Genomic DNA, 15428 nt, shown 5'->3' with positions numbered 1-15428 from the left:
AGCAGGACGAGTGCCCTGATGGCAACAGTGGCGCTGGCGAGATCCGGCGAGACCGGCATGCTCATCGCCGGTGTCACCCTGACGATCGATGGTGTCCTGATGATCGGGCTGGCGAGCGGAATCGCGCGATTCCGCGTCACTCTCCGCGACGACCGGATCGACGTCGTCCCCGTGGCTGGGCGCCCGCGCTCGGTCCCGCTCCGCGACATCGCCCGGATCACCCCCGCGGGAGGCAGGTACGGCGGGCTGAGCGTTTACGACGTGCGACGCAAGCGCCTCTTCTCCGTCACGACGATCACGCTCGGCTTCCCGCTCCTGGTGCCGTTCCTGCAGTGGAACGCACCCCTCGCCTGGGAGGAGTTCGCGCGCAAGCACGAGCGGAACTTCCCCGTCATCCTCGGACCCGCGGCGCCGCGCCCGCAGGAGCGCTGAATTCCCGACTCCTCCGTGTCTAGGTCCCCAGCACCCGGGTACCGGTCGGATGCGCCCGCCACTCCGCGCGCGCCCCCGACCGAGAGGTGACCGTGACCATCGACATCACGACCCCCGCCACCGCCGACACCGTCCGCCGTGCGCGGACCGCGTTCCCCGGGTGGGCCGCCACCGCGCCTGCCGAGCGCGGCGCCCTCCTCCGTGCCGCCGCCCACCGGGTGGCCGAGCGCGAGCAGGAGCTCGCCGACCTCAACACGCAGGAGACGGGCAAGCCCGCCGGCGACGCACTGGGCGGCGTCCGCGCCGGAGTCGACACGCTGCTCCAGTACGCCGAGCTCGGCCCGCTGCACCGGGGAAAGAGCCTGCGCGGAGGGGCCCTGAACGTCGATCTGGCCCTGCCGCATCCGCGCGGTGTCGTCCTCGCCCTCACTCCGTGGAATGACCCGGTCGCCGTCGCCGCGGGTCTCCTCGGCGCCGCGATCGTCTCGGGGGACGTCGTCGTGCACAAGCCGAGCGAGCGCAGCCCGGGTACGGGCGCACTGTTCACGTCAATCCTCGCTGCGGCGTTGCCCGAGGGCGTGCTGACGCTGGTCGAGGGCGACGGCACGGTCGGCGACGAGCTCGCCCGCACCGAGGGCGTCGATGTCCTCGCCCACGTCGGCTCGACCGCGACGGGCCGTGCCCTCGCCCGGGTCGCCGCCGTCACCGGAGCGCACGTGATCCTTGAGAACGGCGGCAATGACGCACTGGTCATCGACCGCGACGTCGACCCGGTCTGGGCCGCCGAGCAGGCCGCCCTGGGCGCCTTCGCGAACGCCGGCCAGATCTGTACCTCCGTCGAGCGGATCTACGTGCACCGCGACATCGCTGACGCGTTCACCGCCGCGCTCGTCGCCGAGGCCGACCGCTGGAGCGCCGGCCCCCTCCCCCGGCTCGTCGACGCCCGGATGCGCGACGCCGTCCACGAGCACGTCACCGAAGCCCTCGGCAGCGGCGCCCGCGCCCTCACTGGCGGCACCCCCGGCGACGGCACGTTCTACCCCGCCACCGTCCTCGCCGACTGCACCGAGTCGATGCTCGTGATGACGGAGGAGACGTTCGGGCCCGTCGCGCCGATCGCCGTCGTGGACTCCTTCGACGAGGGTCTCGCCCGCGCCGCCGCGAGCCCCTACGGCCTGGCCGCGTCGATCCTCACCGCCGACATGGAGCACGCCCACCGCGCCGCCGCGACCCTGCCCGTCGGCACGGTCAAGGTCAACGGCGTCTTCGGAGGCGCGCCCGGCGGTAGCGCCCAGCCCCGCGGCGCTTCGGGATCGGGCTTCGGCTACGGCCCCGAGCTGCTCGAGGAGATGACCACCACCACGGTCGTCCACTTCGGGCTCCCCGTCCTGCCGGGACGTGCCCGGTGAGCCTCGAGGGCTCGGCGCTCCAGCGGGCGAGCGCACTGCTGGCGCACGTCCACGAGCGTCCGCCGGTGGTCGCCGTGATCGGAGACCTGATCCTCGACTCCTGGTGGCTCGGCGAGGCCGAGCGAGTCACGCGGGAGGCGCCCGCGCCGGTCCTGCGGCTGGAGGATATCGTCGATGTCGCGGGTGGCGCGGCGAATACCGCCGCGAATCTGCGTGCACTGGGGGCGGTGGTCCGCACGGTCGGAGTGGCCGGGCGCGACGCCGAGGGCGACCGCCTCGTGCGCGCCCTCGAGCGGGCGGGCCTGGACACCTCCGCGGTCGTCCGGACCGGAGCGGCGACGACGATCAAGACCCGCGTCGTCGGCGGAGACAGCGTGATGCTGCGCGTCGACTCCGGCCCGCACCGTCCCTCCGACGACGAACTCACCCTGCTGGCCGACGCCGCCGCTCGGGCCGGCGCGGGAGCCGACGCCGTTCTGGTCTGCGACTACGGCTCCGGGATCCTTCGCGCGGCGCTCGAACGCCTGCTCGCCATCGAGCGCCCCGACCTCCTCGTGATCGACGCGCACGAGCTCGCCGACTGGGCCTTCGCCCGGCCCGACCTCGTCACTCCGAACGCCAAGGAGGCGGAGCGGCTGCTCGGCGCCGCCCTCGGCCGCGGCTCCGAGCGCGCCGCCGCCGTCCGCGACGCCGCCGAGGAGCTACGCGCGCGCTCGGGCGCGCGGCACGTGGTGGTCACCCTCGACCGCGACGGCTCCACCGCCCTCGATGAGGACGGCACGATCAGCCGCACCTTCGCGCAGCCCGCGGAGGAGAAGCAGGCGTCCGGGGCCGGCGACACCTTCGCCGCGGCCGCCACGCTCGCCCTTGCCGCCGGCCGCTCCCTCGCCACCGCCGTCGACCTCGCGCAGGCCGCCGCCGACGTGGTGGTGCAGCGCCCGGGCACCTCCGTCTGCACGGGCGAGGACCTCCTCGCCTCCCTCGCGGCGCCCGGCGCCATCGTCCTGGGCGAGGAGGCGCTGGTCGAGGTGCTCGCGGAGCAGTCGCGCCGCGGCCGCCGCGTGGTGTTCACCAACGGCTGCTTCGACGTCCTGCACCGAGGGCACACCGCCTACCTCCGCCAGGCGCGTGAGCTCGGCGATGTGCTCGTGGTCGCCGTGAACGATGACGACTCCGTCCGCCGGCTGAAGGGCGAGGGTCGGCCGATCAACCCGGAGGGCGACCGCGCCGGAGTGATCGCCGAGCTGGGCTGCGTCGACTTCGTGACCCTCTTCGGCGGCGACACTCCGATTCCGCTGCTCGAACGGGTGCAGCCCGACGTCTACGTCAAGGGCGGCGACTACAACCCGGACATGCTCGCGGAGGCGGCGGTCGTCCGCTCCTACGGCGGCACCGTCACCACGGTGGGCTACGTCTCCGAGCACTCCACGACCGAGATGGTTCAGCGAATCCGATCGGCCGCACCGTGACGAGCCGCCGCTGGTCCGGGCGCTGGGGGGTCGCCGAGGCGCCCGAGCAGCCGCTGATCGACGTGCTCGTGCCGACGGTCGGGCGCCGCGCCGAGCTCGCCGCGATGCTCGCCGGACTGGCCGCTCAGGACGATCCGCCCTTCCGCGTGATTCTCAGCGACCAGTCCGACGCGGCGGTCGCCGAGACCGACCCGACGATCCGGGCGATGCTGCGCGTGCTGGAGGCGCAGGGCCGGTCCCCGATGGTGCGCCGGCACCTGCCCCGCCGGGGCCTCGCGGAGCAGCGCCACTACCTCCTCTCCCTGGCCACCGCCCCCGCTGTCCTCTTCCTCGACGACGACGTCTGGCTCGAACCGGGCACGCTCGCGCGGCTGCACGAGGCGCTGGAGCGGCTCGGCTGCGGCTTCGTCGGCTCCGCGGTGCAGGGCCTGTCGTACCTCGAGGACGTGCGCCCGCACGAGACAGCGGCGTTCGAGACCTGGGAGGAGCGCGTCGAGCCGGAGCGGGTGCGGCGCGGCACCCCCGAGTTCGAGCGGTGGCCGCTGCACAACGCCGCGAACCTCACGCACGTCGCTGCCCGCCTCGACGTCCCGGAGGGGGCCTGGCGCGCCTACCGAGTCGCCTGGCTGGGCGCCTGCGTCCTCTACCGCCGCGACGCCCTGCTGGCCGTCGGCGGCTTCGACTTCTGGGAGCAGCTGCCCCCGGAGCACAGCGGCGAGGACGTCGCCGCGCAGTGGCGCGTCATGGAGCGCTTCGGCGGCGCGGGCCTGGTGCCCAGCGGTGCCGTGCACCTCGAGACGCCCACGACGGTCACCGACCGGCGCGTCGACGCCTTCGACCGGCTCTTCGCCGAAGAGCACTCGTAACACTCCGACGAAAGGACAGCACGATGGACGTTCCCAACCCGATCCAGATCCAGAAGTACCTCTCGGGCATCGACTACCCCGCCTCGAAGGACACGATCGTCGAGACCGCCGAGAAGGAGGGCGCCGACGGCGACGTCCTGGAGGCACTCCGCGCGATCCCCGACGCCACGTACGACAAGCCCACCGACGTGAGCTCGGCCGTCTCCAAGGTCTGACCTCCCCTCCGCGAGATGCCACTTACGTCTGCGACACGCCGTGTCGGACGTACTCAAGTGGCATCTCGCGGCCGGAGAAGCACGGGGGGCAGGTTAGGCGGAGGCGTGCTCGCGGAGGGCGCCGGACTCGAGGGCCTGGAAGGAGAGGACTTTATAGCCTTCGGACTCGAAGAAGATCGTCGCGCGGTCGGCCTCGACGCTCATCACGGTACCTGCGCCCCATTCGCGGTGCTCAACGGCCTCGTCGACGCTGAGCGGAGCGTCGACCGGCGCCTCGGCGGTGTCCCCGCCCGCCTCGTGCCGCTCGCACCCGTCGCAGTTACCGCACCACTCCGGCGACTCCACACCGAAGTAGTCGAGCAGAACCCGGCGTCGGCACTGGGTGGTCTCGGCGTACGCCCGCATCATCTCTAGTCGCGACTCCGCGATCCGCTCTCGCGAGGCGAGGGCTTCTTTCACCGCGTCCACGGCCTCGTCGCCGGAGGCCTCGCGCGTGGCGCGCAGCCCAGAGCCGGTCTCGACCAGCCCCGCGTCCGCGAGATCGTTCACGATCCGGGCGATCGTGCGGGCCGGCGTGTCCAGCTCCTTCGCCAGTGCGCCGGAGTCGAGCCCCGGCTGCTCCGACACGGCCGCCCAGACCAGCCGCAGCGCGGCTTTATCGACCGAGCGCTTGGCGAAGAAGCGGCGCAGCCCCAGGTCCTCGGCGCGGTAGTGCAGCGCGCCGGTCGCGGGCTCGCCATCGCGGCCCGCCCGGCCGATCTCCTGGTAGTAGGCGTCCAGCGACTCGGTGGTCGTGGCGTGCAACACGAAGCGGACGTCGGCGCGGTCGATGCCCATCCCGAAGGCCGAGGTGGCGACGACGACGTCGAGTTCGCCGGCCCGCCACTGCTCGTGCACGACCTTGCGCTCCGACACCTTGAGCCCCGCGTGGTACGCCGCGACCCGGCGCCCCTCCGCCGCGATATCGGCAGTGTAGGCCTCGGTTTCCTTGCGGGTGGCCACGTAGACCAGGCCCGGAGCCGTCCAGCTGCGCGCCTCCTCGACCACGGCCGCGCGCTTCTCGTTCTCGCTTTCGTGGCGGTGGACCACCAGGCGGATCTCGGGGCGGTCGACGCCATGCACCTGGATCTCGGGATCGGTCATCCGCAGCCGCTCGATGATCTCGTCGCGCACCGGCCCGGAGGCCGTAGCGGTCATCGCCAGCACCGGCGGGTCGCCGAGCTGGCCGCGCACGTCGGCCAGGCGGAGGTAGTCGGGCCGGAAATCGTGGCCCCAGGAGGAGAGGCAGTGCGCCTCGTCGACCACCAGGAGCGACACTCCCGCGGCGGCCAGACGGGCGACGTTCTCGGGCTTGGCCAGCTGCTCCGGAGCAAGCAGGACGTAGAGCGGACCGCCCTCGTCGATCCGCTCCCAGGCGCGGGCCACGGCAGCGGCGCCCTGGGCGGAGTTGATCGCGACAGCGGGCGGAGCAGCGGGCGCCGCCTCGATCGCGGCAAGCTGGTCTGCCTGGAGCGCCACGAGCGGAGAGACGACGAGGACCACTCCGCCACGCTCGGCTCCGGCGATCTGGTACACCGCGGACTTGCCGCCGCCCGTCGCCAGAACCAGCAGGGTGTCCCGGCCCGAGGCCGCCGACTCGATCGCCTCGCGCTGACCGGGGAGCAACGACGACCAGCCGAAATCCTCCCGCGCGATGCGGCTGACGGAATCGGTACGGGAGGAGTTCATAGCTCGACGCTACGACGCCTCAAGATCCGAGCGAGTCCGCTTGACAGCGTCGCGGAGCGCGGTGAAGGAGCACCGCGAGCACGCCGGCGCGGGCCCGTCGCCGCCCGCCGCCGCCCGCCGCCGTGCTGTCAATGCCCTGCCAACGGCGCTGCGTCGTGCTGGGCTGGACGCACCGACCGAGAGGAGCCGCTATGGCCGACCGCACCGTGAACCAGGACCTGCCCGGATCAGACGACGACACCGCCGCGAACACCGGCGGCGCGCAGACCGTGTTGCCCGGCGAGGATGCGGCGGACACCTCCGCTGCAGGCGCCGCTCCCGGCGGCACCGCGATCGACCGTGGCCTCGCCGACGCCATGACCGAGGGCGACAGCGGGGGCGACTCCGTCTCCGGAGACGCGGACCTGCCGGGCGAGACCGACGGCTCCGTGGCCAGCGACCCGGCGAGCGCCGGCTGACACCCCGCCCGCGCGACCTCGGGCTCGCGGAATCGCGTTCGGCTCGCGGAATCCGGTGATTTCCGCGAGCCGAACCCGGATTCACGCGCCCAAAGCCCCTCCGAGCCGGAGGGGGCCGGGCTCAGCGCCGTACGAGTACCGGGTTGAACAGTGTGCCGATCCCCTCGACGTCGACCGCGACGGTGTCACCGTTGGCGATCGGACCGACCCCCGCCGGCGTCCCGGTGAGGATCACATCGCCCGGGAGCAGCGTGAAGATGCGCGAGACGTAGGCCACGAGCTCGGGCACACCGTGGATCATGTCGCCGGTGCTGCCCGACTGCTGCACGCGGCCATTGACCCGCGTCTCGATCGCACTCTCGTTCCAGAGCAATTCGGTCTCGATCACCGGCCCGAGCGGGCAAAAGGTGTCGTAGCCCTTGGCGCGGGCCCACTGGCCGTCCGCGCGCTGGAGATCGCGGGCGGTGACGTCATTGGCGATCGTGTAGCCGAAGACCACGTCCTCGTAGTCCTCCGCGCGCACGTTGCGGGCGACGGCGCCGATCACGACCGCCAGCTCGCCCTCGAACTCCACCTGCTGGCTGTCCTCGGGCAGAACGATGGCCTCGTCCGGGCCGATCACTGACGTGTTGGGCTTGAGGAACACCAGCGGCTCGGCGGGAGCGTCACCGCCCATCTCGGCCGCGTGATCGGCGTAGTTCTTGCCGATCCCGACGACCTTCGAGCGCGGAATCACCGGCGCGAGGAGCTTCGCTTCCGCAATCGGAATCCGCTCGCCCGTGGTGTCGAACCCGGCGAACATCGGATCCCCGGCGAGCACGACCAGGTCGTCCTCGTCCACGATCCCGAAGTGGATCGCTCCCCCGTTGTCCCCGTCGCGCTGTGTGGCGAATCGTGCGATCTTCATGCGTCCAGCCTCGTCATCCATCCGTGCGTGTCCTCGCGGCGTCCGTACTGGATACCGGTCAGCTCCTCCCGGAGCGACATCGTCAGCTCGCCCGCCGGCGCGTCCTTCTGGCCGACCGTGAAGCCCTCGCCCGTGAGTTCGGCGATCGGAGTGATCACGGCCGCGGTCCCGCAGGCGAACACCTCGACGACGTCGCCCGAGGCGACTCCGTCCCGCCACTCGTCGATACTCACTCGACGGCGCTCGACGCGGTGCCCGCGGTCCTCGGCGAGCTGCAGCACGCTGTCGCGAGTGATCCCCTCGAGGATCGAGTCCGACTCCGGGGTGACGAGCGTGCCGTCCTTCTTCACCAGCACCACGTTCATCCCGCCGAGTTCCTCGATCCACTGCGACTCCTCGGAGTCGAGGAAGAGCACCTGCGCGCAGCCGTGGCGGTACGCCTCCTGCTGCGGCAGGAGCGAGGAGGCGTAGTTGCCGCCGGTCTTCGCCGCTCCGGTGCCGCCCTTGCCCGCCCGGGCGTAGGAGGTGGAGAGCCAGATCGACACGGGCGCGACGCCACCCGAGAAGTAGGCTCCGGCGGGGCTGGCGATCAGGTAGTAGCCGACGTCCTCGGCCGCGCGGACACCGAGGAACGCCTCCTGCGCGAACATGAACGGGCGCAGGTACAGGCTGGTTTCGGGCTCGGACGGCACCCAGCCGCCGTCCACCGCGATCAGCTGCCGCAGCGATGCGATGAAGAGCTCCGTCGGCAGCTCGGGCAGCGCGAGCCGACGGGCCGAGCGCTGGAGGCGGCGGGCGTTGGCTTCGGGGCGGAAGGTCCAGATCGAGCCGTCCTCGTGGCGGTAGGCCTTCATCCCCTCGAAGATCTCCTGCGCATAGTGCAGGACGGCAGCGGCCGGGTCGAGCGCGAGCGGGCCGTAGGGCTCGACGCGGGCGCTGTGCCACCCGTCGGCTCGGGTCCAGCGGAGCCCGACCATGTGGTCGGTGAAGTGCACGCCGAAACCGGGGTTGGCCAGGATGTGGGCGCGCTCCTGCTCGGAGCGGGGAGCGGGGGCCGGGGTCACCTCGAAGGCGAGGGCGGCGGGGGCGGAGTCGGCGGAGTCGGTACTCATCGTGGTGGTGTCCTTCTGCGGGGGATCAGCGGAGGCGGGCGACGACGGAGTCGCCAATCGCCTCCGTGGAGCGCGGAGTGCCGTCGCGCGACTCGATGTCGGCGGTCACGGCCGCGGTCACGCGGGCGGCCTCGTCGCTGCGGCCGAGGTGGTCGAGCAGCATCGCCGCCGACAGGATCGCAGCGGTCGGGTCGGCGAGCTGGCGTCCGGCGATGTCGGGCGCGGATCCGTGAACCGGCTCGAACATGCTGGGGAACGCGCCGTCGGGGTTGATGTTTCCCGAGGCCGCGAGTCCGATGCCGCCGCTGATCGCGCCGGCCAGATCGGTCAGGATGTCGCCGAAAAGGTTGTCGGTGACGATGACGTCGAACCTAGCAGGGTCGGTCACCAGGAAGATCGTCGCGGCGTCCACGTGAAGGTAGTCGACGGTCACGTCCTCGAAAGCGGCCCCCACCTCGTCGACGATCCGCCTCCAGAGCGAGCCGGCGAAGACGAGCACGTTCGTCTTGTGCACGAGCGTGAGCCGGGAGCGCCGCGTGCGGGCGACCTCGAAGGCGTAGCGCACGACCCGCTCAACCCCGTAGGCCGTGTTGACCGAGACCTCGTTCGCGACCTCCTGCGGGGTGCCCGGCCGGATCACTCCGCCGGTACCGACGTAGGGCCCCTCAGTCCCCTCGCGCACGACCACGAAGTCGACCTCTCCGGGGGCCGCGAGCGGTGACGGCACACCCGCGTAGAGGCGGGTGGGCCGCAGGTTGACGTACTGGTCGAGCTCGAAGCGCAGGCGCAGCAGCAGCCCGCGCTCGATGCTCGCGTCCTTCAGGCGCGGGTCGCCCGGTGCCCCGCCGACGGCGCCCAGGAGGATCGCGTCGTGCTGCGCGATCGCGGCAAGGTCATCGTCGGTGAGGACCTCGCCGGACTCGAGGTACCGGGCGGCGCCGACCGAGAACGTGGTCGTCTCCAGCACCAGGTCGGAATCGGCGGTGACGGCGGCGAGGACCTTGACGGCCTCAGCGGTCACCTCGGGACCGATTCCGTCTCCGGGGATGACGGCGAGCTTCACGGTTCGGGGCATGGCGGTCCTCAGGCGTACGGGGGTGGAGTCCCCCCAGCGTACTCGCGGCCCCTCCCCCGCCCCCGCCGCGAGATGCCACTTGCGCGGGCGACACGCCGAGGAACGCGCGCATAAGTGGCATCTCGCGGGAGGCAGCAGGGGAGCTTCAGCTTCGTCGGAGGCGCCAGGCGGCGACGGCAGCTGCGGCCAGCACGAGGACGACGCCGAGCCACGCCGACCAGCCGACGCCCGCGTCGAACGCCGAGCCCGCCGAGGCGAGCAGGCTCGCGGCGGAGTCGGCGGGCAGCTCGCCCGCGACCGACACCGCACCGCCGAGGGTCTCGCCGGCCCGCTGCACCTGCGCGGCGTCGAGGCCCTCCGGCAACACCACTCCCCCGCGGTACACCGCGGTGAGGACAGTACCGAGCGTCGCTGTGCCGAGCACGGCGCCCAGCTCGTACGCGGTCTCGGAGACGGCGGAGGCGGCTCCGGCCTTATCGGCGGGGGCGTTCGCCAGGATCAGCTCATTCGAGACCGTCTCCGCCGCGCCGATGCCCAGTCCGAGGAACGCGAAGGCGACAGCCACGGTCAGCGCCGACGCGCCGCCGGGGGCCGCGCTGCCGACGGCGAGCAGAACGTAGCCGACCGCGGAGATCAGCAGCCCGGCCGGTACGACGAGGCGCGGAGCGACGCGGCGCGCGATCGGCACCACGCCCAGCCCCGCCACGATCATCACCGCCAGGCCCGGCACCAGCACGAGACCCGCCTCCAGCGGCGACAGCCCGACCACCAGCTGCAGATGCTGCGAGAGGAAGAAGAGCCCGCCGACGAGCGCCGTCACGCTGAGCAGGTTGACCACGATCGCCGCACTGAACGAGCCGCGGCCAAAGAGCGAGAGGTCCAGCATCGGCGACGTCCGCCGCCGCTGGCGACGCACGAAGAGCACGCCCGAGACGACACCGACGACAAGCGCCGCGACCCCGACCACATCGACCCCGTGCTCGGCGAACGACTTCACCGCGTAGACGACGGGCGCCATCGTCGCCAGCGACAGGAGAATGCTGAGCACGTCGACCGGCCCGGGCCGCGGGTCGCGCGACTCCGGCACCAGGATCGGCACCAGCACCACCAGCGGCAGTAGCACCGGCACCGCGAGCAGGAACACCGACCCCCAGGCGAAGTGTTCGAGCAGCACGCCGCCGACCAGCGGGCCGATGGCAGAGCCGACCGCGAATCCGGTCGCCCAGATCGCGATCGCGAGGCGGCGCTGATCACGGTTCGGGAAGAGGCTGCGCAGGAGGGAGAGGGTCGAGGGCATCAGCATCGCGCCGAAGAAGCCCAGCGCCGCGCGGGCACCGATCAGCGCACCGGCGGTGGGGGCGAACGCGGCCACGACTGAGACGGCCGCGAAGCCGATCGCGCCGATCAGCAGGAGGCGTCGCCGCCCGACGCGGTCGCCGAGACTGCCCATCGCCACCAGCAGTCCGGCGAGCACCAGGGGGTACGCGTCCACGATCCAGAGCAGCTCGGTGCCGGAGGGGCCCAGCCCCTCGGCGATCGAGGGCAGCGCGAAGTTCAGCACGGTGTTGTCGACCGAGACGAGCAGCACCGGCAGCATCAGCACCGCGAGCGCGACCCAGGCGCGTCGCCCGACCCGGTCGGCGGCGCCGGCGGAGTCGAGGGTGGGGATGGGAGCGGTGCGCGCGGACACGGGGACGACCTTTCGAGACGGGAACGCAGCGAGTATACCGTCCAGCCGGTACAGTCCGCAGGAATCCGCCCTAGGATGGACGCCGTGCCTGCAGCCCCCGCCCGCGACCGCGTCCTCGACGCGTTCGAGCAGCTCCTGATCGAGCAGGGCGAGCGCGCCGCGACCCTCGATGCCGTCGCTCGTCGAGCCGGCGTCTCCAAGGGCGGCCTGCTCTACCACTTCCCCTCCAAGGACGCCCTCGTCGACGGCCTGCTCCTGCGCCTGGACGCGCGGCGCGAGGAGGACGTCGCGCGGAGTCTCGCCGCTCCGGAGGGAGTGGTCGCCTACCTCCTCCGCACCTCCTTCGCCGCCGACTCGGCCTTCGACCGCACCGTCCTCGCCGTCTCGCGGATCGCGCAGGGACACGACGAACGCGCCAGCGGCGGCCTCGCGCGGATCCACGACAGCTGGAACGAGGTCGTCGCCGATGCGGTGGGCGACCCACTCATCGCCCGCGCGATCGTCCTGATGAGCGACGGCCTCTACTACAACTCCGCGCTACTTCCCACTGGCCAGGAGTCGCGCGGCGAGGCCGAGGACGTCCTCGCGGTCGTCGAGCGCCTCCTCGGCAGCTGAGCCCGAGTCAGAGCCGCGTCACCAGCCGCTCCCGGTCGAAGCGCCGCACCACGGCGAAGAACAGGGCCAGGTCGACCAGCACGAGCACGACCGCGCCGACCCCGGCGACGGCGAGGTTGAAGAGCGAGAGCCCCGCCGTCTGCGCGACGACCAGCCCCACCAGCGGAAGCACCAGGAAGGCGGCGGTGCCCTGCGCGCCCTGCACCGTCGTCGCTCGCTGCGACACCGCCACGATCAGGCAGATCGCGAGGAAGGCGATCAGCGGAGCGAGTACGAATGCCGAGACGAGCCAAGTGGCGGTCGGGAAGACGAGCCCGCCGAACAGCGGGTAGCCCACCAGATTCACGACGAGGCCGTAGAGCAGGAACGCCGCCCAGGTGATGAGCACCGCGGGGATCAGCGAGACGAGGATCTTCGCCAGCACCAGTTCACTGTTGGTCAGCGGCGTGTAGAGCAGCCCCTCGATCGTCCGCTTCTCCTTCTCGCCCACGAAGCTCGCGCTCGCCGTGACGCTGGCCACCATCACCGGGATAAGGAGGAAGATCGGCGCGAAGAAGTAGATCACCATCGCGTAGGCGGTGGACTGCGCCAGGTCGTAGTCGGCGGGGACGATGCCTGCGGGCAGGTTCGCGAGGAACTGCTGCATTCCGTTGATCGACGCCATCAGCGTCTGGTTGCTCCCGAGGAGGAGCACGAGCACCGGGAGCACCGTGACGAAAAGGATCGGCACGACGATGATCGGGGCGAGTGCCTGCTTGTTGCGCAGGATCTCGCGGAAGTCCTTCTGGACGAGGGCGGTGACGCGGCGGCGGTTCATCGTTCTGCTCCGATGGTCGTGAAGTAGTACTCCTCGATGGTGTGGCGCCGAGGGAGGATCGAGGTGAGGCGGACGCCTCCGCCGACGAGCGCCTGCACCAGGGCGGGGATGTCGGCCTCGGACCGCACGCGCAGGGTCAGGACGCCGTCGTCGGAGGTGGGCGGTGCGGAGGCGGCGCGCGCGATGATCGCGAGGGCGGCGGCCGGGTCCCCGTCCACAGTGAGCTGCACCGTGGTGTCCGGCCAGCGCTGCTCGAGGAGCTGCGCGACGGGGCCCGAGGCGACCAGTCGGCCGCGGTCGAGGATCCCGATGCTGTCGCACAGCGTCTCCAGGCCCTGCAGCTGGTGAGTGCAGATCACGACCGCGACCTCGCTCGACGCGGTCAGCGACGAGAGGTGGCCGATCAGGTCGGCGGCGGCCTCGGGGTCCAGCCCTGAGGTGGGCTCGTCCAGGAACAGCACATCGGGCTCGTGCAGCATCGCCCGGGCGATCGCCACCTTCTGCCGCATGCCCTTGCTGAACGAGCCGAGCACGTCGTCCGCCCGGTCCGAGAGGCCGAACAGCTCGAGCACCTCGTCGATGCGCGCGATCCGGCGGGCCGTCGACATCCCGAACAGCTCGCCCCAGGCCGTGAGGTTGTCGCGGACGGTGAGCAGGTCGTAGAGGTTGCCGTCGGTCTGCACGCCGATCCGGTGGCGGAGGCGGTCAGCCGACTCCGCTGTGAGCGCCTCGCCGAACAGCTCCACGGAGCCGGCGGTCGGAGTGAGCAGCCCCGTCAGCAGGCGGACCGTCGTGGTCTTGCCCGCGCCGTTGGGTCCGAGCAGGCCGAACGCGGATCCGCGCCGCAGCGAGAAGGACACGTCGTCGACCACGGTCCTTGCGCCGAGGGTCTTGGTGAGGCCGTGCACGCCGATCAGCTCCTCGGAGCGGTGCGCGGTCGGCGTCTGGGTCGCTGTCTCGATCATGTGCTTCGATGTCCGTTCGATCGGATGCGGATGAGGAGGACGCTCGCGATCGCGACGGTCAGGACCGCGAGCGAGACGAGAACGGCGCCCCACTGGTCGGGCCCGTCACCGGCGATCAGGCCGGAGGGCGAGAGCAGGGCGGTCGGGGACCACTGCTGGAACCCCTCCGCGCCGGCGAAGAGCCCACCGAGGAAGACGACGGCCGCGACGGCGATCGCGGAGAGGAAGGGAGCGTTCGTCCAGCACGCCAGGACTCCGGCCAGGAGGACGAACACGACGAGCGCGCCGGCCTGCAGGGCGAGCCCTCCGACGAGGAGTCCCCCGTCGAGGTCGGGGTGCAGGACCACCGTCTCGTACCCCGCCATCAGCGCGCCGGCGAGTGCCCCGATCGAGGCGACGATCGCCGAGACCGCGAGCCGCGGGCCGAAAATCTGCCACGGACCCGTCGCCCGCGAGCGGTAGAACAGGCGCAGGCGCTCATCCGGCCCGAGCGCGCAGGCCCAGCCGACCAGGTAGCCCGAGAGCAGCAGGGCGAGCTGCGACGAGTTCTTGAAGTAGGAGTCGACGAGGTTCTGCCAGGTGGGCGCCGAGACGGTGATGGTCACGGTCTCGGTCGCCCCCAGCGCGCCGAAGATGTCGGCGCTGTACTCGGCGATGAGCGGCGACGTGATGCCGGAGAAGAGGAACAGGAGTGCCACGACCAGCAACCTCCGCGTGCGATTCCAGCGCTTGAACTCGACGGAGAGGCTCACGACCGCTCCCCCGCCCCGGCCTCGGCGAGCGCGCCGATCCGGTTCATGAACGCCTGCTGCAGCGAGTTCTCGCCGAAACTGATCGAGCGGATGTCGCCGCTGCTGCGCGCGATCACCGCGAGCAGCGGCTCGACCGACCCCATCGGCACGAGCAGCTCGCGGACGGAGCCGAGGGCCGGCTCCGACGCCACCCCTGCCGTCGCGAGGCGGGCACGGAAGGCCGACGCGTCCTCGAACGAGGACACGACGATGCTCGAGCGCACCGAGGCGGATTCGATGAACGCACCCTTGTCCCCCGCGAAGACGAGGTGTCCGTGGTCCAGGACCACGAGTCGATCGGCCACCGAGTCGACGTCGGTGAGGATGTGGCTGGAGATCACGACGCACATCTCGCGGCCGAGGCGGCGCACGATCTCGAGGATCGCCTCGCGCCCGACCGGATCGAGGGCGCTCGTGGGCTCGTCGAGGATGAGCAGCGAGGGTCGGCGCACCAGCGCGGCGGCGATCCCGAGCCGCTGCTTCATCCCGCGCGAGAACCCGCCCACCCGGCGCCGCGCGGCGTCCTGCAGCCCGACCCGCGCCAACAGGTCCCGGATCGCGCGCCGCGTGGCGACTCCGCTCGCAGGCGCGCCGAGCCGCGCCGACTGCGCCATCACCTCGAGCGGCGTGAGGAACGGCTCGAAGCTGGGGGTGTCGGGGCAGTAGGCGATCTCGCCGGAGCCGCGCTCGATCCGCCCGGAAGTGACCGGAATCAACCCCAGCAGCGCGTGGATGAGCGTCGTCTTCCCCGCGCCGTTCACTCCGATCAGGCCGTGCACACCGGTCCCCGCGAACGAGCAGTCGACGCCGTCCAGCGCCGTGAACGAGCCGAACCGTACCGTGGCACCATCGGCGCGGACCAGCACGCTGCTCCTGGGC

The 15428-nt window shown here is 71.9% G+C and carries 16 protein-coding genes; 7 read left to right on the top strand and 9 right to left on the bottom strand.

Annotation, left to right across the window (positions count from 1 at the left end; genetic code table 11):
* Nucleotides 1–18 precede the first annotated feature (18 nt).
* The 5 genes from A6122_RS04850 to A6122_RS04830 all read left to right on the top strand — a co-directional run bounded on the left by A6122_RS04850 (nucleotide 19) and on the right by A6122_RS04830 (nucleotide 4391).
* On the top strand, nucleotides 19–432 hold the full coding sequence (locus A6122_RS04850; RefSeq protein ID WP_104261912.1) for a hypothetical protein: 414 nt from the start codon (nucleotides 19–21) through the stop codon (nucleotides 430–432).
* Between the two features lie 92 nt (nucleotides 433–524).
* Nucleotides 525–1841: an aldehyde dehydrogenase family protein gene (locus A6122_RS04845; protein ID WP_237358236.1), complete on the top strand. Its 1317-nt coding sequence runs from the start codon at nucleotides 525–527 to the stop codon at nucleotides 1839–1841.
* A complete protein-coding gene (gene rfaE2, locus A6122_RS04840) occupies nucleotides 1838–3310 on the top strand; it encodes a D-glycero-beta-D-manno-heptose 1-phosphate adenylyltransferase (protein WP_068252233.1) in 1473 nt (490 codons plus the stop codon). The genes A6122_RS04845 and rfaE2 overlap by 4 nt, the downstream gene beginning before the upstream one ends.
* Entirely contained in the window at nucleotides 3307–4176 is an 870-nt protein-coding gene (locus A6122_RS04835) for a glycosyltransferase family 2 protein (protein ID WP_068252232.1), read from the top strand. The genes rfaE2 and A6122_RS04835 overlap by 4 nt, the downstream gene beginning before the upstream one ends.
* 23 nt (nucleotides 4177–4199) lie before the next feature.
* Nucleotides 4200–4391 (top strand): DUF2795 domain-containing protein, encoded by a 192-nt coding sequence (locus A6122_RS04830; protein ID WP_068252230.1) that lies wholly within the window; start codon nucleotides 4200–4202, stop codon nucleotides 4389–4391.
* A gap of 93 nt (nucleotides 4392–4484) precedes the next feature.
* On the opposite strand, the gene A6122_RS04825 is transcribed toward A6122_RS04830, so the two are convergent.
* Complete coding sequence (locus tag A6122_RS04825; RefSeq protein WP_068252221.1) at nucleotides 4485–6119, bottom strand: RecQ family ATP-dependent DNA helicase; 1635 nt, start codon at nucleotides 6117–6119, stop codon at nucleotides 4485–4487.
* A 191-nt stretch (nucleotides 6120–6310) separates the two neighbouring features.
* Here A6122_RS04825 and A6122_RS04820 point away from each other — a divergent pair, with 191 nt between their 5' ends.
* Nucleotides 6311–6577 carry a hypothetical protein gene (locus A6122_RS04820; protein ID WP_068252218.1) on the top strand — a complete coding sequence of 89 codons (267 nt, stop codon included), beginning with the start codon at nucleotides 6311–6313 and terminating at the stop codon, nucleotides 6575–6577.
* Between the two features lie 121 nt (nucleotides 6578–6698).
* Here the strand turns inward: A6122_RS04820 and A6122_RS04815 are convergent, their stop codons facing one another.
* The 4 genes from A6122_RS04815 to A6122_RS04800 form a co-directional block, all read right to left on the bottom strand.
* Complete coding sequence (locus A6122_RS04815; protein WP_068252216.1) at nucleotides 6699–7484, bottom strand: fumarylacetoacetate hydrolase family protein; 786 nt, start codon at nucleotides 7482–7484, stop codon at nucleotides 6699–6701.
* Nucleotides 7481–8596 (bottom strand): branched-chain amino acid aminotransferase, encoded by a 1116-nt coding sequence (locus tag A6122_RS04810; RefSeq protein ID WP_068257055.1) that lies wholly within the window; start codon nucleotides 8594–8596, stop codon nucleotides 7481–7483. Before A6122_RS04810 ends, A6122_RS04815 begins: the two co-directional genes overlap by 4 nt.
* Nucleotides 8597–8621: 25 nt before the next feature.
* A complete protein-coding gene (locus A6122_RS04805; protein WP_068252214.1) occupies nucleotides 8622–9671 on the bottom strand; it encodes a 3-isopropylmalate dehydrogenase in 1050 nt (349 codons plus the stop codon).
* 145 nt (nucleotides 9672–9816) lie between these two features.
* Entirely contained in the window at nucleotides 9817–11361 is a 1545-nt protein-coding gene (locus tag A6122_RS04800) for an MFS transporter (RefSeq protein WP_237358235.1), read from the bottom strand.
* 75 nt (nucleotides 11362–11436) lie between these two features.
* Between A6122_RS04800 and A6122_RS04795 the strand changes: the two genes are divergently transcribed.
* A complete protein-coding gene (locus A6122_RS04795) occupies nucleotides 11437–11976 on the top strand; it encodes a TetR/AcrR family transcriptional regulator (RefSeq protein ID WP_068252211.1) in 540 nt (179 codons plus the stop codon).
* A 7-nt stretch (nucleotides 11977–11983) separates the two neighbouring features.
* Here the strand turns inward: A6122_RS04795 and A6122_RS04790 are convergent, their stop codons facing one another.
* Genes A6122_RS04790 through A6122_RS04775 form a run of 4 tightly spaced genes read right to left on the bottom strand, consistent with a single transcriptional unit; the run spans nucleotide 11984 to nucleotide 15415 of the window.
* On the bottom strand, nucleotides 11984–12793 hold the full coding sequence (locus A6122_RS04790) for an ABC transporter permease subunit (protein WP_068252208.1): 810 nt from the start codon (nucleotides 12791–12793) through the stop codon (nucleotides 11984–11986).
* Entirely contained in the window at nucleotides 12790–13758 is a 969-nt protein-coding gene (locus A6122_RS04785; RefSeq protein WP_068252205.1) for an ABC transporter ATP-binding protein, read from the bottom strand. Before A6122_RS04785 ends, A6122_RS04790 begins: the two co-directional genes overlap by 4 nt.
* Nucleotides 13755–14510: a hypothetical protein gene (locus tag A6122_RS04780; protein WP_068252203.1), complete on the bottom strand. Its 756-nt coding sequence runs from the start codon at nucleotides 14508–14510 to the stop codon at nucleotides 13755–13757. Before A6122_RS04780 ends, A6122_RS04785 begins: the two co-directional genes overlap by 4 nt.
* Complete coding sequence (locus tag A6122_RS04775; protein ID WP_068252201.1) at nucleotides 14507–15415, bottom strand: ABC transporter ATP-binding protein; 909 nt, start codon at nucleotides 15413–15415, stop codon at nucleotides 14507–14509. Before A6122_RS04775 ends, A6122_RS04780 begins: the two co-directional genes overlap by 4 nt.
* Nucleotides 15416–15428: the final 13 nt, after the last annotated feature.

Source organism: Rathayibacter tritici (assembly GCF_001641005.1).
GTDB classification, from domain to species: domain Bacteria; phylum Actinomycetota; class Actinomycetes; order Actinomycetales; family Microbacteriaceae; genus Rathayibacter; species Rathayibacter tritici.
Note: the sequence above shows the minus strand (reverse complement) of the source record. Positions and strands in the feature narration are given on the sequence as shown.